We start from the raw sequence: 21571 nt of genomic DNA on the forward strand, positions 1-21571 counted from the left end.
ATGGGCGCCGGCCACGCCCATCGGCTCTACCGGCACGGGCACTCCCCCGTGCACGCGCTGCCGCCGCACACCAAGCTCGCCGCCGCGTTCGCCTTCGTGGTGGTCGTGGTCTCCACCCCGCGCGAGGCGATGTGGGCGTTCGCGCTGTACGCCGTACTCCTCGCCCTCGTCGCCCGCACGGCCCGCGTGCCCGCCGGTCTTCTGCTGCGGCGGCTGCTGATCGAGGTGCCGTTCGTCGCGTTCGCGGTGCTCATGCCGTTCGTGGCGGAGGGCGAGCGCGTCGAGGTCCTCGGGCTCTCGCTGAGCGTGAACGGCCTGTGGGGCGCGTGGAACGTCCTCGCCAAGGGCACCCTCGGCGTCGCCGCCTCCGTCCTGCTCGCCGCCACCACCGAACTGCGCGAACTGCTCCTCGGCCTGCAGCGCCTGAAGCTCCCGCCCCTGCTCGTGCAGATCGCCTCCTTCATGATCCGCTACGGCGACGTCATCACCGACGAGATGCGCCGGATGCGGATCGCGCGGGAGTCGCGCGGCTTCGAGGCGCGGGGCGTCCGCCACTGGGGCGTGCTCGCGAAGTCGGCGGGCGCGCTGTTCATCCGCTCCTACGAACGGGGCGAGCGCGTGCACCTGGCCATGGTCAGCCGGGGCTACTCCGGCTCGATGCCGGTCATCGACGAGGTGACCGCGTCCCGTACGCAGTGGTCGTACGCTCTCGCCCTGCCCCTCGCCGCCCTCGTCGTCTGCCTGCTGGGATGGACCCTGTGACACCTTCACTCGAAGTGGCCGGGCTGGCCTTCGCCTACCCGGACGGCCACCAGGCCCTGTTCGGTGTCGACTTCCGCATCGAGCGCGGCGAACGGGTCGCGCTGCTCGGGCCGAACGGCGCCGGGAAGACCACGCTCGTGCTGCATCTCAACGGCATCCTGACCGGCGGCACGGGCACGGTGACGGTCGCGGGACTGCCGGTCGGCAAGCGGCACATGGCGGAGATCCGCCGCCGGGTCGGCATCGTCTTCCAGGACCCGGACGACCAGTTGTTCATGCCGACGGTCCGCGAGGACGTCGCGTTCGGACCGGCGGCGGCCGGGCTGAAGGGCGCGGAACTTCAGCAGCGCGTCGACCGCGCCCTCGAGCGGGTCGGCATGGCGGAGTTCAAGGACCGCCCGCCGCACCACCTCTCCTTCGGTCAGCGCCGCCGGGTGGCCGTGGCGACCGTCCTCGCCATGGAGCCCGAGATCCTGGTCCTGGACGAGCCGTCCTCCAACCTCGACCCGGCCTCGCGCCGCGAGCTCGCCGACATCCTCAGGTCGTTGGACGTGACGGTGCTCATGGTCACGCACGACCTGCCGTACGCCCTGGAGTTGTGTCCCCGCTCCCTGATCCTGAGCGACGGTGTGATCGCCGCGGACGGCAAGACCGCCGAGCTGCTCGCCGACGACGAGTTGATGCGCGCCCACCGCCTGGAACTGCCCTTCGGCTTCGATCCGCGGTCCGTGACAATGGGCGCGTGACGAACGCGGAGATGGACGGCTCACTGCTCCTGGACGACCAGCTGTGCTTCGCGCTGTACGCGGCCCAGCGCGCGGTGACGGCCGTGTACCGCCCGCTCCTCGATGAGTTCGGTCTCACGTACCCGCAGTACCTCGTCCTGCTGGTCCTGTGGGAGCGCGGCGAGACGACGGTCAAGGAGCTGGCGGCCGCCCTGCGCCTCGACTACGGCACCGTCTCCCCGCTGCTGAAGCGCCTTCAGGCGGCGGGCCTGGTCCGGCGTGAGCGGTCGGCTCGGGACGAGCGGTCGGTGCTCGTCGCGGTCACCGCGCGTGGCGAGGAGCTGCGGGAGCGCGCGGCGCGCGTGCCCGGCGCCCTGCTCACGGCGACCGGGCTCGACGGCCCGGAGACCGCCCGGCTGCGCGAGGAGCTGTGGCGCCTGGCGGAGAAGGCGGAGGCCGCGGCGGCCCGTACCCGCTGAACTCGGGTTACCGACGGTTGGCACCCCCTGGCAACGGCAGTCCACCTACCAGTCGGTACCTTGTGCGCGATGTACTTGTGCGCACTTGTTCCGGGGGAGGCCGACCATGTCCGACGGCACCGCTGTCGACACCCGTCCAACGAAGATCATGTACGTCGCCGAGGCCACCGCGCACGGCGGCCGGGAGGGGTACGTGACCAGCCAGGACGGCCACATCGCGCTGAAGGTCGCCATGCCGCCGGAGCTGGGCGGCGACGGCAGCGGCACCAATCCCGAGCAGCTGTTCGCGGCCGGCTACAGCTCCTGCTTCCACAACGCGCTGATCCTCGTCGGCAACCGTGAGGGCTACGACCTGACCGGCTCCACCGTCGCCGCCAAGGTCGGCATCGGCCCCAACAAGCAGCGCGGCTACGGTCTCGCGGTCGCCCTGACCGTCTCGCTGCCCGTCCTCGACCAGGAGGTCGCGGCCCGGCTCGTGGAGGCGGCCCACGAGGTGTGCCCCTACTCGAACGCCACCCGCGGGAACATCGATGTAACGATTGTGCTGGGCTGAGGAACCCCAGGAATCACAGGCTCGAGGCACGTGTTACGCCCATAGTCGCAGGCGATCGACCATCGAGGATCGGGACGGGAGTGCGGACGTGGACGTGAACGGCGCTGTGGCCGAGGGCTTCGAGCCGGTCAGGGAGGCGTTCGTACACAACTTCGAGGCGCTCGGCGAGCGCGGAGCGGCGGTCGCCGTCTACCGGGACGGCCGCAAGGTCGTGGACCTGTGGGGCGGCACGAAGGACGTCGACGGCACGGCGCCCTGGCGGCGGGATACGGCGCAGATCGTGCGCTCGGCGACCAAGGGCGTCGCGGCGGCCGTGCTGCTGATGCTGGCCGAGCGCGGAGAGCTGGACCTGGACGCGCCGGTCGGCGACCACTGGCCCGAGTACAAGGCGCAGGGCAAGGAACACACGACGGTGCGGCACGTCCTGGCGCACCGGGCGGGCGTACCGGTCCTGGACCGCCCGCTCACCCCGGCCGAGGCCGCCGACCCCTATCTGGCGGCCTCGGTGCTGGCCGGGCAGGCCCCCGTCTGGCAGCCGGGCACGGACCACGGCTACCACGCGCAGACGTACAGCTGGCTGACAAGTGAGCTGCTCCGCCGGGCCACGGGCCGTTCGATCGGCGAGTGGATCGCCACCGAGATCGCCGGGCCGCTGGGCCTGGAGATGTGGGTGGGCCTGCCGGAGGCGGAGGCGCACCGGGTGGGCCGCGTCGGCCCCATCGAAGCCCCGGCCAGGGAGGGCGCCCTGCGTACCCGCCCCAAACGCGCGGTCGCCGACGCGTACGCGGACCCGGCGAGCCTGACCCGCCGTGCCTTCGCGGCGATCACCCCGCTGCCCGACGAGAACGACCCCGCCTACCGGGCGGCGGTGCTGCCCGCGTCGAACGGCATCGCGACGGCCGACGCGTTGGCCCGGTTCTACGCGGCGCTGACCGGCGAGGTGGACGGCGTGCGCCTCTTCTCCCCCGCGACGGTGGAGCTGGCGCGCCAGGAAGCCTCGGCGGGGCCGGACCGCGTGCTGGTGGTCCCCACCCGCTTCGGCCTCGGCTACATGCTCCACGGCAGCGCGTCCCCGCTGCTCGCCCCCGGTTCCTTCGGCCACCCCGGCCGCGGCGGCGCCTTGGGTTTCGCGGACCCGGAGTCGGGCATCGCCTTCGGCTATGTGACGAACGGCTTCCACAAGAGCGTGACGGCGGACCCCCGGGCACAGGCGCTGGTAAGGGCGGTGTGTACGGCCCTGGCGTAGCCGGGCCCGGCTACGCCGGTGCCCGCACGCCTCGACGTGCGGGCACCGCGGGCGGACCCGTACTGCCCGTACTCCTCTGTCTCGCTGTGGGCGTCAGTGGAACGTCAGCGGGTGCGACGTCCGCCCCGACACCTCGTCGATCTCTTCGTGCGCCTTGGTGAGCAGCTGCATCGCCAGCTCGTTGAGCGCACGCGCCCCCGCGATCTCCTCACCGACGCGCGGCTGATTCGAGTCGGAGCGGTGGCGGCTGGCGTATCCGCGCGCCCGGAACTCCTTGCCGTCGGGGAGCCGGACGAGCGCCGCCGCCCGCGTCCGCTGCTCGTCCTCCTCGAACTCGAGTTCCACATGCCATCCGACCGCGGTGTGCATAGACATGACGATCACCTCCGGAACCGCTGATTCCAGGGTGCTCCTCCTCGTCCCCTGATGCACGGCGCGGGCGCCTTCGGAATCCTCCGGAACCTTCAGGAACCGGACTTCTCGTCGAAACTGGCGAAGTACGCGGCGGCCATGTCCTCGTCGGCGTGGCCCTGGGCGGCGGCGCGGGCGAGGCGTTCGGCGGTCGCTTCGGCCACGTCGAGGCGGACTCCGTGCTCCTCCCCGGCCCGGACGATCAGACGGGCGTCCTTCTCGGCCGTCGCCACGGCGAAACTGGCCGGGCTCAGCGTGCCGTTCAGGAGGAGATCGGCCTTGGCGTGCAGGTAGCCCATGTCCAGCGGGCCGCCCGCGATGATGTCGAAGAACTTCTGCGGGTCCACGTCCAGGGCCTTGGCCAGGGCCAGTACCTCACCGGTCGCGGCGGTGGCGGCGAGCACCCAGCTGTTGGCCACCAGCTTCAGCCGGCTGGCGCTGCCCGCCGCACCGTCCTGACCGGTCCACAGCGTGCGGGCGCCGACGGCGTCGAAGACGGGCGTCACCGCCTCACGCCCCTCGACGGGCCCGGCTGCGAGGACCGTCAGCTGCCCGGCCTCCGCGGGCTGGCGGGTGCCGAGCACGGGGGCGTCGTAGAAGGCCAGGCCGTGCTCCCGGGCGAAGGCGGCCAGCTCGCCCGTGGCCTCGATCCCGGCGGTGGTGGACTGCACCCAGGCGGTTCCGGGGCGCAGGGCGTCGGCGGCCTCCAGCATGACCTGCAGGACGGTGGCGCCGTCGTAGAGCATGGTCAGGACGACATCGGCATCCCGCACCGCCTCGGCGGGGGTGCCGGCGATCTGCGCGCCGTCGGCGGCGAGCGGCTCGGCCTTGTCGCGGGTGCGGTTCCAGGCGCGGACGGTGTGCCCGGCGCGGGCGACGTTGCGGGCCATCGCGGCGCCCATGATGCCGGTACCGAGGACGCTCACGGTGAGCTTGTCTGTCATGACGTCAACTTCCTGATCCCACGGTGACTGATGCGCTTCCCATGCTCCCCCAGCGGACGCACGTTCCGTCGTCACCTACCCGGCGTGGAGCATCAGCCCGATCCCGACCACCAGCAACCCCGCCGCCGCGATCCGCGGAACGCCGAACCGCTCCTTGAAGAAGACGGCACCGATGGCCGCGCCGACGATGACCGAGGACTCCCTCAGGGCGGCGATGGGCGCCAGCTCGGCCCGGGTCTGGGCCCACAGCACGAGGGCGTACGCCGTCACGGACAGCGCGGAGCCGAGCAGCCCGAGCGCCGCGAACGGCCGGAGCCGCGCGGTGAATTCGCCCCGCCACCGGTACCAGGCGTACGCGGGGATGACGACCCCCTGCACGGCCATCAGCCAGGCGATGTAGCCGAAGGAGGATCCCGACGTCCGTACGCCCAGCCCGTCCACCAGGGTGTACGCGGCGATCGTCAGGCCGGTGGCGAGCGCGGCGCCGATGGCCGCCCAGTTCGGCCGGCGCCCGCGTAGCCCCCACAGTGCGACTCCGGTCAACCCGGCGCACGACACGGCGACGCCCGCGGCCACCCAGCCGTCCGGCACCTCGTGGGCGAACACCGCCGCCAGCACGGTGACGACGAGGGGCGCGGTGCCGCGCGCGATGGGGTACGCCTGCCCGAAGTCGCCCAGCCGGAAGGAGCGCATCAACAGCGCCATGTAGGCGATGTGGATGGCCGCGGAGGCCAGAAGGTACGGCCACGCCCGGGCCGCCGGGAACGCCGCGCACAGGGCGATCGCGAGTCCGATGAGCACCCCGCCGCCCGAGATCAGCGTGAAGCCGACCAGCTTGTCGGTGATGCGGTGGGCGATGGCGTTCCAGCTGGCGTGCGTCACGGCGGCGAGCAGCACCGCCATGGCGACGGCGGGCGTCACGAGGTCTGCTCGCGCACGTCCACCAGCGTGCCGCCCGCGTGGGCGATCAGTGACTTCGGGTCCATCGGGAACACGGTGTGGGGGGTGCCGGCGGCGGCCCACACGGTCTCGTGGTCGAGCAGCGCACGGTCGGCGAGGACCCGCGTCCTCGTACGGTGCCCGAAGGGCGGCACGCCACCGATCGCATACCCGGTGGTCTCCCGTACGACATCGGGCTTCGCCCGGGCGACCTTCTCGGCGCCCAGCTCCTCGCGGACGCGCTCCACGTCCACCCGTGACGCTCCGTCCATGAGCACGAGCACCGGCTCGCCGTCCGCCGAGAAGACCAGTGACTTGCAGATCTGGCTGAGCTCGCACCCGATCGCGGCGGCGGCCTCGGCGGCGGTACGGGTCGCGTCCGGGAAGCGGCGGATGCGTGCTTGCAGTTCACCGAGGCCCATGTCATGCAGGGCCGCAACGAAGAGGGGGTGCGTTCCCGAGTTCCCGGGGCGTTCGGCGTCAGTGGCGGCTGCCGTCATGCGAGGCACGGTAGCGGCAGCTGGACAGGGCAGGCGACTGGGTTGTCGACCGCCGCAACATGCTCCTCACCGACGCCGACCGCGAGCGCGTCACCTCCTGCAAGGACCTCGACACCCTCACCCGCTGGTTCGACCGCGCCATCACTGCCGCCTCCGCCGCCGAGGTCTTCGCGGACGACCAGTCCGGCGACGCAGCGCACTGAGAGCGGGCCACGACGCACTCACCCGACAGGGCGCCCCACCCACCGGTGAGGCGCCCCGTTCGCGTTCAGGCCCAGTCGCTCAGACCCGCACCAGCTCCCTCTCCTGGTCCGGATCCGCGTCCGGGTCCCGGCGATCGGCCGCGTCGGACGCCGCGCGCAGGCCCTCACCCTCGACGTCCACGTTCGGCAGTGCCCGGTCCAGCCACTTCGGCAGCCACCACGCCCGGCGGCCCAGCAGCGCCAGGACGGCCGGAACCAGCGCCATCCGGACCACGAACGCGTCGAAGAACACCGCGATCGCGAGGCCGAAGCCGATCATCTTGATCATCGACTCGCTGGAGCCGATGAAGCCGGAGAACACCGCGATCATGATGACGGCCGCCGCCGTCACCACCCGTGCACCGTGCCGGAAGCCGGTCACGATCGCCTGACCGGGGCTCTCCCCGTGGACGTACGCCTCACGCATACGGGTCACGAGGAAGACCTCGTAGTCCATCGCCAGGCCGAACACCACGCCCACCATGAAGATCGGCATCATCGACATGATCGGGCCCGTCTGCTGGACGCCCAGCAGACCGGACAGCCAGCCCCACTGGAACACCGCGACCACCGCGCCGAGCGCCGCCGTCACCGAGAGCAGGAAGCCGAGCGCCGCCTTCAGCGGGACCAGGATCGAGCGGAATACCAGGATCAGGAGGAGGAAGGCGAGGCCCACCACCAGCGCCAGGTACGGGATCAGCGCGTCGTTGAGCTTCTGCGAGAAGTCGATGTTCATCGCCGTCGTGCCGGTGACCAGCAACTTGGCGTCCGTCTTCGACTTCAGCCCGGCGCCGGTGTCCCGGATGCCGTGCACCAGGTCCTCGGTGGTCGTCGAAGACGGCTTGGATCCGGGGACGACCGTGATCATCGCCGTGTCGCCGGCCTTGTTGTACGTCGCCGGCGTGACCGTCGTGACGTCCTTCAGGCCCTTGATGTCGTCGGTCACCGTCGCGACCGCCGCCTTCGGGTCGTCGCTCGCCTTGGTGTCGACCACCACCATCAGCGGCCCGTTGAAGCCTGGCCCGAAGCCCTCCGACAGCAGGTCGTACGCCCGGCGCTGGGTCGTGGACGTCGGCTGGGAACCGTCGTCCGGCAGGCCCAGTTCCAGCCGGGACGCCGGAAGGGCCGCGGCACCGAGGCCGATCACACCCAGCAGCAGCACGGCGACCGGGCGGCGGACGACGAAACTCGCCCAGCGCGTGCCCATGTTCGGCTTGTCCTTCTTGCCCGCCGCGGCCCGGCCGCCACCCAGCAGCCTGCTCTTCTCTCCCGCCGGCTTGACCCTGCGGCCCGCGTAGCCGAGCAGCGCCGGGATCATCGTCAGCGCGATCAGGACCGCGATGGCCACGGTGCCGGCCGCCGCGACACCCATCTTCGTCAGCATCGGAATGTTCACGACGGACAGGCCCACCAGTGCGATCACCACGGTCAGGCCCGCGAAGACCACCGCCGAGCCCGCCGTGCCGACCGCCCGGCCCGCCGCCTCCTCGCGCTCACGGCCCTCGGCCAGCTCGGCCCGGTAGCGGGAGACGATGAACAGCGCGTAGTCGATGCCGACCGCGAGGCCGATCATCATCGCCAGCGTGGAGGTCGTGGTACCGAGGTCCAGCGCGTTCGCCAGGGCCGTGATCGTGGAGACGCCGATGCCGACGCCGATCAGGGCCGTGAGCAGCGGCAGCCCGGCCGCCACGAGGGAACCGAAGGTGATGACGAGGACGACCGCGGCGACCGCGATACCGATGACCTCGGTAGCGCCCGTCTCCGGTGCGGCCTGCAGCGCGTCACCGCCGATCTCGACGGTCAGCCCGGCGTCCCGCGCGTTCTGCGCGGCCTCCTGCAGGGCGTCCTTGGAAGAGTCCTTCAGCTCCATCCCGGAGACCTTGTACTTCACCTGCGCGTACGCGATCGTGCCGTTCTTGCTGACGGCCTGCGCGGTGAACGGATCGGCGACGGAGACGACCTCGGAGCCGGAGCGCAGCTCCGTGACGGTCTTCTCGACGACCGACTTGTTGTCCTTGGCCGTCACCTTCTCCCCGCCGGGCGCCTTGAAGACGACACGGGCGGTCGCCCCGTCGGCGCTCATCCCCGGGAAGCGCTGTTCGAGCAGGTCGAAGGCCTTCTGGGCCTCGGTGCCGGGGATGGAGAAGGAGGAGGAGCCCGCCGCCGGGGCGCTGGCGGCGCCGACGCCCGCGAGCGTCAGCAGCGCCACCCAGATCAGGGCGACGAAGTGCCGTCGCCGGAAGGCGAGACGGCCGAGTCTGTAGAGATAAGTGGCCACGAGGGCGTACTCCCGGTCAGTCGTGGGGTTTTCAGGGCAGGGGTGATCAGCCCGACGACGTGAGCGGTGACGTCAGGTGGGGGCCAGCTGGGGGACAGGTCAGGTGGTGGGTGCGCCGAGGGCGGGGAGGACCACGGCGTCGATGTACGAGCGCAGGAACGCCTGCGTGGGAGGCAGGTTGTCGATGAGGGAGCGCGTGGCGAACGCGCCGATCAACATGTGCACCACGTACTGCAGCGCCGGGTTGTCGGCGCGGATCTCCCCGCGGTCGACGGCCCGCTGCAGTACGCGCCGGAACTCTTCCCTCTCCGGTTCGACGAGGTGCTCCCGGAACGCCCGCTGAAGGTCGGGGTTGGTGTGCGTCGCCATGGCCAGACCCCGCATCAGGGCGTGGTTCTGCTCCATGGTGCAGTCGTCCTGGTGTGCCGTGAGGGCGTGGAAGTCGCCCCGCAGGGACCCGGTGTCGACGTCCGCGAAGCGGCTCGGCTTGCCGTGCCGGATCGCCTTCGCCACCAGCTCGGCCTTGCCGCCCCACTGGCGGTAGAGCGTCGCCTTGCTGGAACGGGTGCGGGCGGCCACGGCGTCCATCGTCAGGGCGTCGTAGCCGACTTCACGGAGCAGGTCGAGCACGGCCTCGTACAACTCGGCCTCACGCTCGGGGGTGATCCGACTACGACGCCCTGTCGCGACATCGGTCATGCGACTCACCTCTCCTGCTCGGTGTTTCCTGCTTCCCGCCCGGAGCGGCAGGGCTCCGAACGAGACTGTTTCGTACTCCATGACGATACCCCGACAGCCAAACGAAACGAAACAGTTTCGTACGTGTTCTGGGTCACGCGGTTGTCGACGCCCTTGCCGACACACCCTCCCTACGAGTTGCCGCGCCCCGTCGCCGGACAAAGCATGGGTAGGTGAATGAAGCGCGCGACGAGTACGAGAACGAGAAGGCACCCGGCTACCTCCGCTTCCCTCACCTGCACGGCGACCGCCTGTGCTTCGCCGCAGAGGACGACCTGTGGACGGCTCCGCTGGACGGTTCCGGCCGGGCCTGGCGGCTCACCGTGGACCGTACGAAGATCGGGCATCCCCGCTTCTCCCCGGACGGCCGGTTCATCGCGTACACGAGCTGGCGCAGCCTGTTCCCGGAGATCCATCTGACTCCGGTGGACGGCGGCCCCGGCCGGCGGCTGACCTACTGGGGCAGCGTCGACACCCGGGTGTGCGGCTGGACCCCGGAGGGCGACCTCCTCGCCGTCGCCTCGCACGGTGAGCCCTTCTCGCACTACACCTTCGCCTACAAGGTCCCGACCGACGGCGACCCCGGCGGCAAGCTGCCCTGGGGCCCGGTCTCCGACATAGCCGTGGCCGACATCGACGGCGAACGCAGAACCCTGCTGCTCACCGGCACACCCCCGCACGAACCGGCCTCCTGGAAGCGCTACCGCGGCGGCGCCATGGGCCGGCTGTGGCTGCACGGGCAGCGGCTGCTCGTCGACCTCGAGGGCCACCTGGGCTCGCCGATGTTCGTCGGCGGGCGGATCGCGTTCCTCTCCGACCACGAGGGCATCGGCAACCTGTACTCGTGCGCGTACGACGGCTCCGACCTGCGCCGCCACACCGACCACGACAGCTTCTACGCCCGCCACGCCGCGAGCGACGGCGCGCGGGTGGTGTACCAGTGCGCGGGCGAGTTGTGGATCGTCGACGACCTGTCCCCCGACTCGATCCCGCGCCGCCTGGACGTGCGCCTGGGCGGACCACGGGCCGGGCGCCGCAAGTACCAGGTGCCGGCGGCGCAGCACGTGGACGGGATCTCGGTGGACGAGACCGGGCGGGCCAGCGCCGTGGTCGTCCGCGGCAGCCTGTACTGGCTCACGCACCGGGACGGCCCCGCCCGCACGATCACGGACACCCCCGGGGTGCGCATCCGGCTGCCGGAGATGCTGGGCGCCGGTGGGCAGATCGCGTACGTCACGGACGCCGAGGGCGAGGACGCCATCGAGATCGCGTATCTGCCGCGTGCCTCCGGCGACCGCGGGCCGCGCCGGCTGGCCTCCGGGCAACTGGGACGCGTCCTGGAGATGGTGGCGGACCCGCAGGGCGAACGGCTCGCGATCGCCTCGAACGACGGACGTCTGCTGCTCGTCACCGTGGCCGACGAGGGATCCGGTGGCGAGGAGCCCGGTGGCGAGGGGTCCGGTGGCCAGGAGTCTGGTGGCGAGGAGCCTCACAGCGAGGAGCCGGAGGGCGCGGTCACGGAGGATGCGGTCACGGAGGGCGCGGTCACGGAGGGCGCGGTCACGGAGGGCACGGTCACGGAGTTGGTCCGCTCGGACAACGGGCCGGTACGGGACCTGGCGTTCTCCCCGGACGGCGCGTGGCTCACGTGGTCGCATCCGGGGATCGGCCGGTCGCTGAGGCAGATCAAAATGGCCCGCATAAAGGACCAGTTGATCGTCGACGTCACCAACGGCCGCTTCGAGGACGAGAACCCGGTGTTCACCCGCGACGGCCGCTACCTGGCGTTCCTGTCCTGGCGCGGCTTCGACCCCGTGTACGACGTGCACACCGGCGACCTGTCCTTCCCCCTCGGCTGCCGCCCGTACCTGGTCCCGCTGTCCTCCGCGACCCACTCCCCCTTCGCGCTGAACCCGGAGGGACGGCCCGCGGCCGGCGGTCTCGACCCGGCAGAGGACGAGGAGGAGGGCGGCGGCGTGGTGACCGTCGAGGTCGAGGGGCTGGAGAACCGGGTGACGCCGTTCCCGGTCACGGCCTCGAAGTACTCCGAGCTGCGTCCCGTCGCGGGCGGCGGCCTGGTGTGGCTGCGCTGGCCGATCTCGGGCGCGCTGGGCGAGACCTTCGTCAACCCGGACGACGTCTCCGGCCGCCCCACCCTGGAGCACTTCAACCTCAGCAAGGCGAAGAAGTCCGAACTGGTCGGCCACCTGGACTGGTTCGCGGTGAGCGGGGACGGGACGCGGCTGGTGGTCGTCGACGAGGGCGACCTGCGGGCGGTGCCGTCGACCGAGTCCGGCGACTTGGACACGACGGTGTGGATCGACGCACGCCGCATCATGCACGAGGTGGACCCGGGCGCGGAGTGGCGGCAGGCGTACGCGGAGGCGGGCCGGCTCATCCGGGCCTACTTCTGGGAGCCGGACATGTGCGGGATCGACTGGGACGCGATCCTGGAGCAGTACCGCCCGCTGGTCGAACGGGTCGCCTCCCCGGACGAGTTCGCGGACCTGCTGCGCGAGGTGCTGGGCGAACTGGGCACCTCGCACGCGTACGTGGCGGCGGCCCGACGCAACGAGGGCCCGCCGCACTACCAGCGCTACCAGGGCCTGCTGGGCGCCAACTTCGTGCGCCGCGACGGGCGCTGGGTGGTGAGGCGGATCCTGCCGGGCGAGTCGTCGGACTCCAAGGCGCGCTCCCCCCTCGCGGGCACCGGCATCCGTGAGGGCGCCGTGCTGACCCATGTGGACGGGCGGCCGGTGGACCCGGTGACGGGACCGTATCCGCTGCTGGCCGGGGCGGGCGGTACGACGGTGGAGCTGACGTTCCTGCCCGCCGACGGGGAGGGCGGAGCCCGTCGTGTGGCCGTGGTGCCGCTGGTCGACGAACGGCCGCTGCGCTACCAGGACTGGGTCGCCAAGCGCCGTGCGGTCGTGAAGGAGTTGAGCGGCGACCGCTGCGGGTACCTGCACATCCCGGACCTGGGCGGCTCCGGCTGGGCACAGTTCAATCGGGACCTCAGGAAGGAGGTCTCGCGGCCGGCCCTCATCGTGGACGTACGGGGCAACGCGGGCGGCCACATCAGCGAACTCGTCATCGAGAAGCTGACGCGCACCATCCTGGGCTGGGACCTGACTCGCAACGCCCAGCCGGTGTCGTACACCTCGAACGCCCCGCGCGGACCGATCGTGGCCCTCGCCGACGAGGCCACGTCCTCCGACGGCGACATGATCACGGCCGCGTTCAAACTGCTGAAGCTCGGTCCGGTGGTCGGCCAGCGCACCTGGGGCGGCGTGGTCGGCGTGACGGGCCGTCACCGCCTGGGCGACGGCACGGTGATCACGGTGCCGATGAACGCGGCGTGGTTCGACGCGTACGGGTGGTCGGTGGAAAACCGGGGCGTCACCCCCGACTTGGAGATCGAGCGCACCCCCGTGGACTGGGCGGAGGGCCGCCACAGGCAACTGTCGGACGCGGTCGAGGTGGCCCTGAACCTCCTTCAGACGCAGCCGGCGGCGACCCCACCGGACTACAGCCAGGTCCCGGACATAACCCGCCCGAAACTTCCACCGAGGCCGTAACCGCAGTGGGGCACCCGAAAATGGGGCGCCCTCAAAGGAAGGGCGCCCCACTCACCGCGGCCGAAGCCGGCCGCAGGCTACCGCTCGCGGTCCCGGTCGAAGCGGTCCTCCGCTTCCTCCTGCATCCGCTGCGCCTCGTCCCGCGACTGCTGGCCCCGCTGCTGACCCCGCTGCTGAGCCTGCTGGCCGCGCTGCTGCGCCTGCTGCTTGGCCTGTTCCATCTTCTGCTTGGCCTGCTGCTTGATCTGCTCGGACTTGTCCTTCATACCCATGTGGGTTCACTCCCGAAGTGGGTGAGGGGATCGGGCTCGACCAGACTGACACGCAGGAACAAAGCACGCATTTCGATCAGTTACCGAGCGTACTCTGCCGCTGCTCATCGGCCTGACCGCCGGCCCCGACGAGCCCCGTGCGCACCCCCCTGAGCCGCGGCTCGAACCGCCGCATCTCCCGCTGTCCCACGGTCGCGATGATTCCCGGCAGATACCCGCGCACCGCCTGCATCCCGCGCAGCCACGCCTGCCCGTACACATGGCTCGACCGCCGCTCGATCCCGGCCACCAGCCGGTCCACCGCCGGCCCCAGTGGATACGTCTTGTTGGACGGCCACGGCAGCCGCTGCCGCAGCTCCCGCATCACCTCGTCCTGGTTGGCACCCCGCACCATGTCCGTGTCGGTCCAGGACAGATACCCGACTCCGACGCGTACACCCCGGTGCGCGACCTCGGCGCGGAGACTGTGCGCGTACGCCTCCACGCCCGACTTGGACGCGCAGTACGCCGTCATCATCGGCGCCGGCGTGATCGCCGCCAGCGAGGCGATCTGGAGGAGATAGCCCCGGCTCGCGATCAGCGCCGGCAGGAAGGCGCGGGCCGTCACCGCCGAGCCGATCAGGTTGACCTCGATCACCCGCCGCCACGCCTCGGGGTCGGACTCGGCGAACGGCCCTCCGTTCGCCACACCGGCGTTGGCGACCACGATGTCGACCTTCCCGAACCGCTGCTGAACCTCCCGCGCGACCCGCGTCATCGCCTCGTGGTCGGTGACGTCGGCGTACCAGTGGCCGCCGTCCCCGTACAGCTGCTCCGCGACGCGTTTGAGGGCGTCCGCCTCCAGGCCGACCAGGGCGACCGTGGCGCCGCGTGCCGACAGCTTGCGGGCCAGCAGCTCGCCGACGCCCCGCGCCGCGCCGGTGACGACGGCGACCTGCCCCTTGAGGCTCACCCTGCTCATGTGCCCTCCTTGACCGGCTCGTTCGGTGTGTGTGCCGCGTACGCGGTGACGAGTTCGCGGATCCTCCCGGTGACCAGCTCCGGTGCCTCCACGGGTGTCATATGGCCGAGCCCCGGCAGCTCCGTGCCGCCCACGCAGTGCGGCAGCGCGGCGACCAGCGCCCGCGCGTGCACCGGCGGGGTGAGCCGGTCGGCGGTTCCGACGACGACGGCAGTCGGTGCGGTCAACTCCCGTACAACGTCTTCGAGATCGAGCCGTTCGAGCACGAGCGACCAGGCGTGACGCACCTCGCGCGGACAGGCGTGCACCACCCGCGCGCACGCCTCCACCATGGCCGGCGTCGCAGCGGCGCCCATGGTGGCGTACTTGAGGATGCGCCGGGCCACCGGCGTGACCGGCCCGAGCGGAGCGCGCGAGCCGAGGACGCGGGCCGTGAGCCAGGTGCGCACACGCCCGGCGCGCATCGGCACCACCAGTGACTCGGCCACCAGGCGCCCGCTGCCCGTACTGCACAACAGGACGGCCGCCGTGTGTGCGCGGAAGCGGGGGCGCGCGGCGGCGGCCAGCACCGTCATCCCGCCCATGGAGTGCCCCACGACCACCGCTCTCTCGCCCGGTGCGAGCGTGGCGGCGAGCACCGTTTCCAGATCGTCGGCGAGGGCCTCGGTGGAGCAGGTGGGGCTCACGGGGCTGCGCCCGTGTCCGCGCTGGTCGTAGGCGATCACCCGGTGGTCGGCCGCGAGGTCCCGGATCTGCGCGGCCCAGAAGGCGGTCGAGCAGGTCCAGCCGTGCACGAGGACCACCGGGGACGCGCCCTCGGGTCCGTGCACCTCGACGTGCAACCGGGCGCCGTCGGCGGAGAGGACCGAAAGCTCACGGTCCGGGGCCGGGGGCGCGTAGGGGCCCGTGGCCACCGGCGTCGGGCGCCTCATGCGCCGGCCTCCACGCGCTCCTCGGCCTGCGCGCTCCGCCGGGCGGATGCCCGCAGCACGTCGTACTCCGCGAGGTTCACGCGCCGCGTCGCCGCTCGGAACTCCGTCGTCGTACCCGGCCAGACGGTGGTGTTGCGGCCGTCCGCGTCGAGGTACCAACTGGTGCAGCCGCCGGTGTTCCACACCGTGCGCTTCATACGTTCCTGCACCTTGTCGTTCCAGGCCGCGACGGCACCCGGACGGGCGTCGAGCGCGACCCGGCCGCCCAGGACCCGCAACTGCCGCAGGAAGTCGGCCATGTAGTTCAGCTGGGACTCGATCACGAGGATCATCGAGGAGTTCCCGAGCCCGGTGTTGGGCCCGATGATCGTCATCCAGTTGGGGAACCCGGCGGCCGAGGCCCCGCGCAGGGCCCGCATCCCGCCCCTCCAGCTCTCCGCGAGCGTCCTGCCGTCGACGCCGACGACCCGCTCGGCGATCGGCATGTCCGTCACATGGAACCCGGTACCGAAGACGATCACGTCGACCTCGGCCTCGGTGCCGTCCGCGGCGACGACCGCCCGACCGCGGACCTCGGCGAGCCCGCTCGCGACGACGTCCACATTCGGCTGCGCGAGGGCCGGGTAGTAGTCGCTGGAGAGCAGGATCCGCTTGCAGCCGATGCGGTAGTCGGGGGTCAGCCTGGCGCGCAGGGCCGGGTCCTTGACGGCGCGGGCCATGTTGGCCTTGGCCAGCCGCTCGACGAGGCCCAGCTCGTTCGGGTGCTTGGTGAACGCCTGGATCTGCAACTCCCGTATCCCCCACAGCAGTCCGCGCCGCAGCCGCGCCGTTGCGGGCAGCACGCGGTGCAGTGCCCGCTCCGGGCCGCTGATCGCGCGGTCGACACGGGGCAGCACCCACGGTGGGGTGCGCTGGAAGAGGACGAGCTTCGCGACGTCGGGCTGGATGGCCGGCACGATCTGGATCGCGGAGGCCCCGGTGCCGACCATGGCGACCCGCTTGCCGCGCAGGTCCTGGTCGTGGTCCCAGCGGGCGGAGTGGAAGACCGCGCCCGGGAAGGAGTCGAGGCCGGGGATGTCGGGGATCTTCGGGTCGGAGAGCGGGCCGGTGGCGGAGACGACGACGTCCGCGGTGAGCGATCCGCTGCTGGTCTCGATGTCCCAGCGCAGCTTCGCGGCATCCCAGGTCGTCAGCTTCACCTCGCTGCGGAAGCGGAGGTGCGGCCGCAGGCCGAAGACGTCCGCCACATGCTCCAGGTACGCGCGGATGTGCTCCTGACCGGAGAAGGTGCGCGGCCAGTCTGGGTGGGGTGCGAAGGAGAACGAGTAGAGGTGGGAGGGGACGTCGCAGGCGCAGCCCGGGTAGGTGTTGTCGCGCCACGCGCCGCCCACCGAGTCCGCCCGTTCCAGGACCACGAAGTCGGTGATCCCCTCCCGGCGCAGTCGCACGGCGGCACCGAGCCCGCCGAACCCCGACCCGATCACCGCCACCCGTACATGCTCGTGCTCGGCCATCCCGCAGCCTCCTGGTCCGCCAGACTCTGCCAGTGAACACTGGCGCAATCGGGAGGGTAGGGCAGCGGCCGTACCGATGGGTAGGGGTGGGACAAGGAAAGTTACCGACGGTACGACGTAGGGTTCGGGCGTGGCAGGCAACGGGGAGCGGCACGAGTACCGCATGGAGGAGCTGGCCGGGAAGGCCGGCATCACGGTGCGCACCCTGCGCTTCTACCGCGAGCGCAAGCTGATCCACCCGCCGCGCCGCGAGGGCCGTATCGCCTGGTACGACGACACGCACCTGGCCCGGCTGCGGACGATCTCCGCGCTCCTGGAACGCGGCCACACCCTCAGCGGCATCGCGGAACTCGCGGAGGCCTTCGACCACGGCCGCGACGTCGGCGAGTTGCTCGGCCTCGGCGCACCCAGCGAGGAGACCCCGGTCCGGCTCACCCCCGAGGCACTGGCCGACGTCTTCGGCGACCAGGCGACACCCGAGAACCTCTCCGCCGCACTCGAACTGGGCTACCTCGGCACGGACGGCGGCGAGATCGTGCACGTCAGCCGCCGGCTGCTGGACGTCTCGGCCGCACTGGTCCGCGAGGGCATCCCACTGGCGGACGTCCTGGCCGCCGCCCGCCGCGTCCGCCACCACGCGGAGGCCCTGGCGGAGCTGTTCAACGACCTGGTGGCCGCGGAGGACCGCTCACCGGAGGACATCAAACGCCTGCGCCCGCTGGCGAAGAGCGTGGTGGAGGCGGAACTCTCACTGGCGCTGGACCGGCGGCTGCTGGGGGATCAGAGGTCGTAGACCACTGTCACCGGCGCATGGTCCGACCAGCGCGCGGTGTGCGTTGCCGCGCGCTCCACGTACGCCTTGACCGCCTTGGCGGCGAGACCCGGCGTGGCGACCTCGTAGTCGATGCGCCATCCCGTGTCGTTGTCGAAGGCCCGCCCCCTGTACGACCACCACGTGTACGGCCCCTCTGCATCGGGATGCAGCGACCGTACGACGTCGACGTACCCGCCGTCCGCCGGATCGAACACTCGGCCAAGCCACTCGCGTTCCTCGGGCAGGAAGCCGGAGTTCTTCCGGTTGCCGCGCCAGTTCTTCAGGTCGGCCTCGCGGTGGGCGATGTTCCAGTCGCCGCAGACGACGACCTCGCGTCCGTCGGCGGCGGCCCGCTCCCGCAACTCCTTGAGATGGCCGAGGAACTCGGCCATGAACCGGACCTTCTCGTCCTGCCGTTCGGTCCCGACCTCACCCGAGGGCAGGTACAGGCTGGCGACGGTGACACCGGGCAGATCGGCCTCGACATACCGGCCGCTGCCGTCGAACTCGGCCGACCCGAACCCGATCCGCACCCGGTCGGGCTCGCGCCGCGTGTAGAGCGCCACCCCCGCGCGCCCCTTGGCGGTGGCCGGGGCCTGCACGACATGCCAGCCGTCGGGCGCCCGGACACCCTCGGGGATCTGCCCGGGCTCGGCGCGTACTTCCTGGAGGCACAGCACATCGGCGGAGGTACCGTCGAGCCACTCCACGAAGCCCTTCTTCGCGGCGGCACGGATCCCGTTGACGTTCACGGAGGTCACAGTGAGCACCCGGGAACGATACCGGCAGGCGGGCACAGCCCCACCGGCATTATTCGTATAGATGTACGCTTTCCGGCGTGAATATTCGCCCTGCCTCCTTCGACCACCCCGACGCCGTCAAGCTCAACGACCTCGTCCAGGCCGAGTACCACGTTCGCTACGGCGACGGTGGCGACGCCACGCACCTGGACCCGGCGATGTTCGTACCGCCGGCCGGCCTCTACCTGATCGCGTACGACGAGCAGGACCGCCCCGTGGCCACGGGCGGCTGGCGCTCACAGGAGAAGAACGACGAGGGGTACGAGGACGGGGACGCCGAACTCAAGCGGATGTTCGTCATCGAGGAGATGCGCGGCCGGGGTCTGGCGCGCCGCATCCTCGCCGCCCTGGAGGAGGACGCCCGTGCGGCCGGCCGCACCCGCATGGTCCTGGAGACGGGCACCAAGCAGCCGGAGGCGGTGGCCCTCTACACCTCCAGCGGCTACGAACCGTGCGCGAAGTTCGGCTACTACCGCCTCTACGAATCGAGCCTGTGCTTCGCGAAGCCGCTCTAGGCGTCGGGTGAGGCTCACCAGTCGCACAGACAAGAGGCCGGGCAATCCTCGCGGTTTCCCGGCTCTTCCCTTCAGGATCACCGCTTCAGGATCACCGCTTCAGGGTGACCGCCGGGCGGAGTTGGGAACGCCGCGCCGCGAAAGTCGGGACGGGCATGGCAAGAGGCCCGCCCCCCTTGCGGGGAGCGGGCCTCCATGCTGCGTGGACCTGAGGGGATTTGAACCCCTGGCCCCCTCGATGCGAACGAGGTGCGCTACCGGACTGCGCCACAGGCCCTTGCAACGAGTGAAACTCTAGCATCCCCGTCGGCTGGTCAGGAAATCCGTTCCAGAGCCGCCCCGGCCACGGGCAATCGTGCCGCCGCCGCCCCTTACTCGTTCGCGGCCCGCGGCCGCTCCCCCTCCTCGTACTGGTCGAACAGCGGGGTCCGCCCCCGCTCCCTCGACCGCCGAGCCGACGCCGCCCGCCGGGCATCGCTCCGGTCGGCACCCTCCGAGGGCTCCGCCCGCTCCCCCGACCCCGCCCCGGGATCGGCGCCGGGCCCGGGCTCCGCGCCCGCCGTCGGCGCCGCCTCCGCCGTGCTCGACCGTGCCGAGCTCCACGCGTCCGGCGCCCCGAGGTCGACACTCGGCGTCGCCCGCGGAGCGACCGGCGCGGTCACATACGTCGGCAGCGGCACCGGCACCGGGTCCCAGCTCTCCCCGTGCCCCGGCCTGCGCTGTCGCTCCCGCTGCTGGTCCACCCACTCCGCGTGGTCCGTCTGCTCCACGAGCGCGCGTCGGTCGGCGGCCAGTGCGGACAGCCCGGGGTCGTTCTCCGCCTCGGGGCCGTCCTCCGCCTCGTCCGTGTCGGAGTCGACCGGTGGCCGCCGCCTCGGCTGCCGCTCCCGCAACCGCTGCGCCGCCGCCTCGGCCCGCCGCCGGTCCATCGTGTACGTGAACCGCTTCCGCTCCTGCGTCCGCAGGTAGGCGATGTACGCGCTCAGCAGCACGGCCGGCACACCCGGCGCCCACAGGAACGCGAGCCCGCCGACGGCGGCCACGATCGCGCCGAGCGTGAAAGCGAGGAAGAGCACCACGGTCGTCCGCCGCCGGCGCGCGAGCACCTTCGAGCGCCGGGCGCGCGCCATGGCCTCCGCCGAGGAGACCTTCCGCGCCGGGGGCACCCGTCCGGGGGCACCCGGTTCGGCCGCGCGCGGCTCCCCCGGCTCGGCCCGCTCTCCCTGCTCCCGCCGGGGCCTGCTCTCCGGCTCCGCCTCAGCCCGAGCCCGCGGCTGCCGCTCGGTCGGGGGCATGGCGAAGGACCGGACGTCCACCGAGCCGGTGACACCGTCCGGCTTCGCGCCGGGCTCCCCCTCTTCGGCGGAGCGCGCCCGCAGGTCCTTGGCGTATCGGCGCTCCATTCCCGCCCGTCCGGACAGCAGCCGGATGGCGGTGCTGAAGCGTTCCGTCGGACGAGACTCGTTCAGCTCGTCCTGCCTACGGAGCCACATCGGCACCAAGTAGGCGGCCCAGGCCCCGACAATGACTGCGTAGATGAGGCCGCTGCTGCTCACGTCTCACACGGTAGAGGGGTTTGCGTGAGGCCATCTGCCAATTGAGCCGGTGTGTCGCACGATCTGGCTGATATTTCGAACTTTTTTTGGGACGGATGCGATCAGCAGACCGACGGGGCCGCTAATCTCATTGCCCTCAGACGAACGCGAGACGATCGCCACCCGATCAAATTCGAACGTACTTTTTATTTTCCGGGGTGGCGGTGGGCCTGCTGAGAGCGTGCCCGGCGCCAGCGCGCCAGCAACCCCTCGGGCACCTCTTCCGCGGTGAGCGCGAAGACCAGATGGTCCCGCCAGGCCCCGTCGATGTGCAGATAACGCGGCCGGAGCCCTTCCTCACGGAATCCCAGTTTCTCCACGACCCGGCGGCTCGGACCGTTCTCGGGGCGAATGCAGACCTCGATGCGATGGAGCCCGACGGCGCGGAAGCAGTGGTCGACGACGAGCGCCACGGCCGTCGGCATCACCCCGCGGCCCGCGACCGCCTCGTCCACCCAGTAGCCGACGTGCCCGGAGCACATCGAGCCCCAGGTGATCCCGGCCACCGTCAACTGCCCCACCAGGCGCCCCTGGTACTCGATGACGAAGGGCAGCATCCGGCCCGCCCTGGCCTCGGCGCGCAGATGCCGGACCATCTGCCGGTAGGTCGGCCGGTGCGCTGTCGGGCCGCCGGGCGCGGGCGGCGGAATGGTCGCCTCCCACGGCCGCAGCCACTCCCGGTTGCGCCGGTTGACCTCGCGCCAGGCCCGCTGGTCGCGCAGCCGTATCGGCCGGAGGACGACATCGCCGTCCACCAGCTCGACGGGCCAGGA

General features: G+C 71.6%; 22 protein-coding genes and 1 tRNA gene. 9 read left to right on the forward strand and 14 right to left on the reverse strand.

Annotated features, from left to right (window positions below; genetic code table 11):
• From cbiQ to ACZ7L1_RS10915, 5 genes are all read left to right on the forward strand, one after another.
• On the forward strand, nucleotides 1-762 hold the full coding sequence (gene cbiQ, locus ACZ7L1_RS10895) for a cobalt ECF transporter T component CbiQ (protein WP_471436051.1): 762 nt from the start codon (nucleotides 1-3) through the stop codon (nucleotides 760-762).
• Nucleotides 750-1508 (forward strand): energy-coupling factor ABC transporter ATP-binding protein, encoded by a 759-nt coding sequence (locus ACZ7L1_RS10900; RefSeq protein ID WP_471436052.1) that lies wholly within the window; start codon nucleotides 750-752, stop codon nucleotides 1506-1508. Before cbiQ ends, ACZ7L1_RS10900 begins: the two co-directional genes overlap by 13 nt.
• On the forward strand, nucleotides 1505-1966 hold the full coding sequence (locus ACZ7L1_RS10905; RefSeq protein ID WP_471436053.1) for a MarR family winged helix-turn-helix transcriptional regulator: 462 nt from the start codon (nucleotides 1505-1507) through the stop codon (nucleotides 1964-1966). The genes ACZ7L1_RS10900 and ACZ7L1_RS10905 overlap by 4 nt, the downstream gene beginning before the upstream one ends.
• A 106-nt stretch (nucleotides 1967-2072) precedes the next feature.
• Nucleotides 2073-2519 carry an organic hydroperoxide resistance protein gene (locus ACZ7L1_RS10910; RefSeq protein WP_471436055.1) on the forward strand — a complete coding sequence of 149 codons (447 nt, stop codon included), beginning with the start codon at nucleotides 2073-2075 and terminating at the stop codon, nucleotides 2517-2519.
• Nucleotides 2520-2607: 88 nt separating this feature from the next.
• Nucleotides 2608-3765, forward strand: coding sequence for a serine hydrolase domain-containing protein (locus tag ACZ7L1_RS10915; protein ID WP_471436056.1), 1158 nt, complete (start codon nucleotides 2608-2610; stop codon nucleotides 3763-3765).
• Between the two features lie 93 nt (nucleotides 3766-3858).
• Here ACZ7L1_RS10915 and ACZ7L1_RS10920 read toward each other — a convergent pair whose 3' ends face one another.
• From ACZ7L1_RS10920 to ACZ7L1_RS10935, 4 genes are all read right to left on the reverse strand, one after another.
• Nucleotides 3859-4140, reverse strand: coding sequence for a DUF1876 domain-containing protein (locus ACZ7L1_RS10920; RefSeq protein ID WP_471436057.1), 282 nt, complete (start codon nucleotides 4138-4140; stop codon nucleotides 3859-3861).
• Between the two features lie 89 nt (nucleotides 4141-4229).
• A complete protein-coding gene (locus ACZ7L1_RS10925) occupies nucleotides 4230-5120 on the reverse strand; it encodes an NAD(P)-dependent oxidoreductase (protein ID WP_471436058.1) in 891 nt (296 codons plus the stop codon).
• Between the two features lie 75 nt (nucleotides 5121-5195).
• Nucleotides 5196-6041: an EamA family transporter gene (locus ACZ7L1_RS10930; protein WP_471436060.1), complete on the reverse strand. Its 846-nt coding sequence runs from the start codon at nucleotides 6039-6041 to the stop codon at nucleotides 5196-5198.
• A complete protein-coding gene (locus ACZ7L1_RS10935) occupies nucleotides 6038-6559 on the reverse strand; it encodes a YbaK/EbsC family protein (protein ID WP_471436061.1) in 522 nt (173 codons plus the stop codon). Before ACZ7L1_RS10935 ends, ACZ7L1_RS10930 begins: the two co-directional genes overlap by 4 nt.
• A 59-nt stretch (nucleotides 6560-6618) precedes the next feature.
• On the opposite strand from ACZ7L1_RS10935, the gene ACZ7L1_RS10940 reads away from it, so the two are divergent.
• Nucleotides 6619-6762, forward strand: a complete 144-nt coding sequence (locus ACZ7L1_RS10940) for a hypothetical protein (protein ID WP_471436063.1) — start codon at nucleotides 6619-6621, stop codon at nucleotides 6760-6762.
• Nucleotides 6763-6841: 79 nt separating this feature from the next.
• On the opposite strand, the gene ACZ7L1_RS10945 is transcribed toward ACZ7L1_RS10940, so the two are convergent.
• Together ACZ7L1_RS10945 and ACZ7L1_RS10950 are read right to left on the reverse strand one after the other, a co-directional pair.
• Complete coding sequence (locus tag ACZ7L1_RS10945; RefSeq protein WP_471436065.1) at nucleotides 6842-9079, reverse strand: MMPL family transporter; 2238 nt, start codon at nucleotides 9077-9079, stop codon at nucleotides 6842-6844.
• 99 nt (nucleotides 9080-9178) lie between these two features.
• On the reverse strand, nucleotides 9179-9778 hold the full coding sequence (locus tag ACZ7L1_RS10950; RefSeq protein WP_471436066.1) for a TetR/AcrR family transcriptional regulator: 600 nt from the start codon (nucleotides 9776-9778) through the stop codon (nucleotides 9179-9181).
• A gap of 212 nt (nucleotides 9779-9990) precedes the next feature.
• Between ACZ7L1_RS10950 and ACZ7L1_RS10955 the strand changes: the two genes are divergently transcribed.
• A complete protein-coding gene (locus tag ACZ7L1_RS10955) occupies nucleotides 9991-13395 on the forward strand; it encodes a S41 family peptidase (RefSeq protein WP_471436068.1) in 3405 nt (1134 codons plus the stop codon).
• A gap of 77 nt (nucleotides 13396-13472) precedes the next feature.
• Here ACZ7L1_RS10955 and ACZ7L1_RS10960 read toward each other — a convergent pair whose 3' ends face one another.
• The 4 genes from ACZ7L1_RS10960 to ACZ7L1_RS10975 form a co-directional block, all read right to left on the reverse strand.
• Nucleotides 13473-13667, reverse strand: coding sequence for a hypothetical protein (locus ACZ7L1_RS10960; protein ID WP_471436069.1), 195 nt, complete (start codon nucleotides 13665-13667; stop codon nucleotides 13473-13475).
• A gap of 76 nt (nucleotides 13668-13743) precedes the next feature.
• A complete protein-coding gene (locus ACZ7L1_RS10965) occupies nucleotides 13744-14628 on the reverse strand; it encodes an SDR family oxidoreductase (protein ID WP_471436070.1) in 885 nt (294 codons plus the stop codon).
• Nucleotides 14625-15560, reverse strand: coding sequence for an alpha/beta fold hydrolase (locus tag ACZ7L1_RS10970; RefSeq protein WP_471436071.1), 936 nt, complete (start codon nucleotides 15558-15560; stop codon nucleotides 14625-14627). The genes ACZ7L1_RS10965 and ACZ7L1_RS10970 overlap by 4 nt, the downstream gene beginning before the upstream one ends.
• Nucleotides 15557-17074, reverse strand: a complete 1518-nt coding sequence (locus ACZ7L1_RS10975; protein WP_471436073.1) for a flavin-containing monooxygenase — start codon at nucleotides 17072-17074, stop codon at nucleotides 15557-15559. The genes ACZ7L1_RS10970 and ACZ7L1_RS10975 overlap by 4 nt, the downstream gene beginning before the upstream one ends.
• Nucleotides 17075-17237: 163 nt before the next feature.
• Between ACZ7L1_RS10975 and ACZ7L1_RS10980 the strand changes: the two genes are divergently transcribed.
• On the forward strand, nucleotides 17238-17867 hold the full coding sequence (locus tag ACZ7L1_RS10980) for a MerR family transcriptional regulator (protein ID WP_471436397.1): 630 nt from the start codon (nucleotides 17238-17240) through the stop codon (nucleotides 17865-17867).
• Here the strand turns inward: ACZ7L1_RS10980 and ACZ7L1_RS10985 are convergent.
• Nucleotides 17855-18658 (reverse strand): exodeoxyribonuclease III, encoded by an 804-nt coding sequence (locus ACZ7L1_RS10985; protein WP_471436075.1) that lies wholly within the window; start codon nucleotides 18656-18658, stop codon nucleotides 17855-17857. The genes ACZ7L1_RS10980 and ACZ7L1_RS10985 overlap by 13 nt on opposite strands.
• 68 nt (nucleotides 18659-18726) lie before the next feature.
• Here ACZ7L1_RS10985 and ACZ7L1_RS10990 point away from each other — a divergent pair, with 68 nt between their 5' ends.
• The gene (locus ACZ7L1_RS10990; protein ID WP_471436076.1) at nucleotides 18727-19203 is read left to right on the forward strand and encodes a GNAT family N-acetyltransferase; all 477 of its coding nucleotides are present in this window, start codon (nucleotides 18727-18729) and stop codon (nucleotides 19201-19203) included.
• Nucleotides 19204-19406: 203 nt separating this feature from the next.
• Here the strand turns inward: ACZ7L1_RS10990 and ACZ7L1_RS10995 are convergent.
• The 3 genes from ACZ7L1_RS10995 to ACZ7L1_RS11005 form a co-directional block, all read right to left on the reverse strand.
• Nucleotides 19407-19480 (reverse strand) — tRNA-Ala (locus ACZ7L1_RS10995).
• Between the two features lie 94 nt (nucleotides 19481-19574).
• On the reverse strand, nucleotides 19575-20759 hold the full coding sequence (gene sepX / locus ACZ7L1_RS11000; protein ID WP_471436077.1) for a divisome protein SepX/GlpR: 1185 nt from the start codon (nucleotides 20757-20759) through the stop codon (nucleotides 19575-19577).
• A gap of 185 nt (nucleotides 20760-20944) precedes the next feature.
• Complete coding sequence (locus ACZ7L1_RS11005) at nucleotides 20945-21553, reverse strand: GNAT family N-acetyltransferase (protein ID WP_471436079.1); 609 nt, start codon at nucleotides 21551-21553, stop codon at nucleotides 20945-20947.
• Nucleotides 21554-21571: the final 18 nt, after the last annotated feature.

The organism is Streptomyces sp. NPDC107546 (assembly GCF_055639175.1).

Bases quoted from the DNA above. Each gene is read 5' to 3' on its own strand.
- ACZ7L1_RS10975 (WP_471436073.1), bottom strand. From the start codon at position 17,074: ATGGCCGAGCACGAGCATGTACGGGTGGCGGTGATCGGGTCGGGGTTC.
- ACZ7L1_RS10960 (WP_471436069.1), bottom strand. From the start codon at position 13,667: ATGGGTATGAAGGACAAGTCCGAGCAGATCAAGCAGCAGGCCAAGCAG.
- ACZ7L1_RS10950 (WP_471436066.1), bottom strand. From the start codon at position 9,778: ATGACCGATGTCGCGACAGGGCGTCGTAGTCGGATCACCCCCGAGCGT.
- ACZ7L1_RS10925 (WP_471436058.1), bottom strand. From the start codon at position 5,120: ATGACAGACAAGCTCACCGTGAGCGTCCTCGGTACCGGCATCATGGGC.
- ACZ7L1_RS10940 (WP_471436063.1), top strand. From the start codon at position 6,619: ATGCTCCTCACCGACGCCGACCGCGAGCGCGTCACCTCCTGCAAGGAC.
- ACZ7L1_RS10935 (WP_471436061.1), bottom strand. From the start codon at position 6,559: ATGACGGCAGCCGCCACTGACGCCGAACGCCCCGGGAACTCGGGAACG.
- ACZ7L1_RS10910 (WP_471436055.1), top strand. From the start codon at position 2,073: ATGTCCGACGGCACCGCTGTCGACACCCGTCCAACGAAGATCATGTAC.
- cbiQ (WP_471436051.1), top strand. From the start codon at position 1: ATGGGCGCCGGCCACGCCCATCGGCTCTACCGGCACGGGCACTCCCCC.
- ACZ7L1_RS10965 (WP_471436070.1), bottom strand. From the start codon at position 14,628: ATGAGCAGGGTGAGCCTCAAGGGGCAGGTCGCCGTCGTCACCGGCGCG.
- ACZ7L1_RS10900 (WP_471436052.1), top strand. From the start codon at position 750: ATGGACCCTGTGACACCTTCACTCGAAGTGGCCGGGCTGGCCTTCGCC.
- ACZ7L1_RS10970 (WP_471436071.1), bottom strand. From the start codon at position 15,560: ATGAGGCGCCCGACGCCGGTGGCCACGGGCCCCTACGCGCCCCCGGCC.
- ACZ7L1_RS10920 (WP_471436057.1), bottom strand. From the start codon at position 4,140: ATGTCTATGCACACCGCGGTCGGATGGCATGTGGAACTCGAGTTCGAG.
- ACZ7L1_RS10980 (WP_471436397.1), top strand. From the start codon at position 17,238: ATGGAGGAGCTGGCCGGGAAGGCCGGCATCACGGTGCGCACCCTGCGC.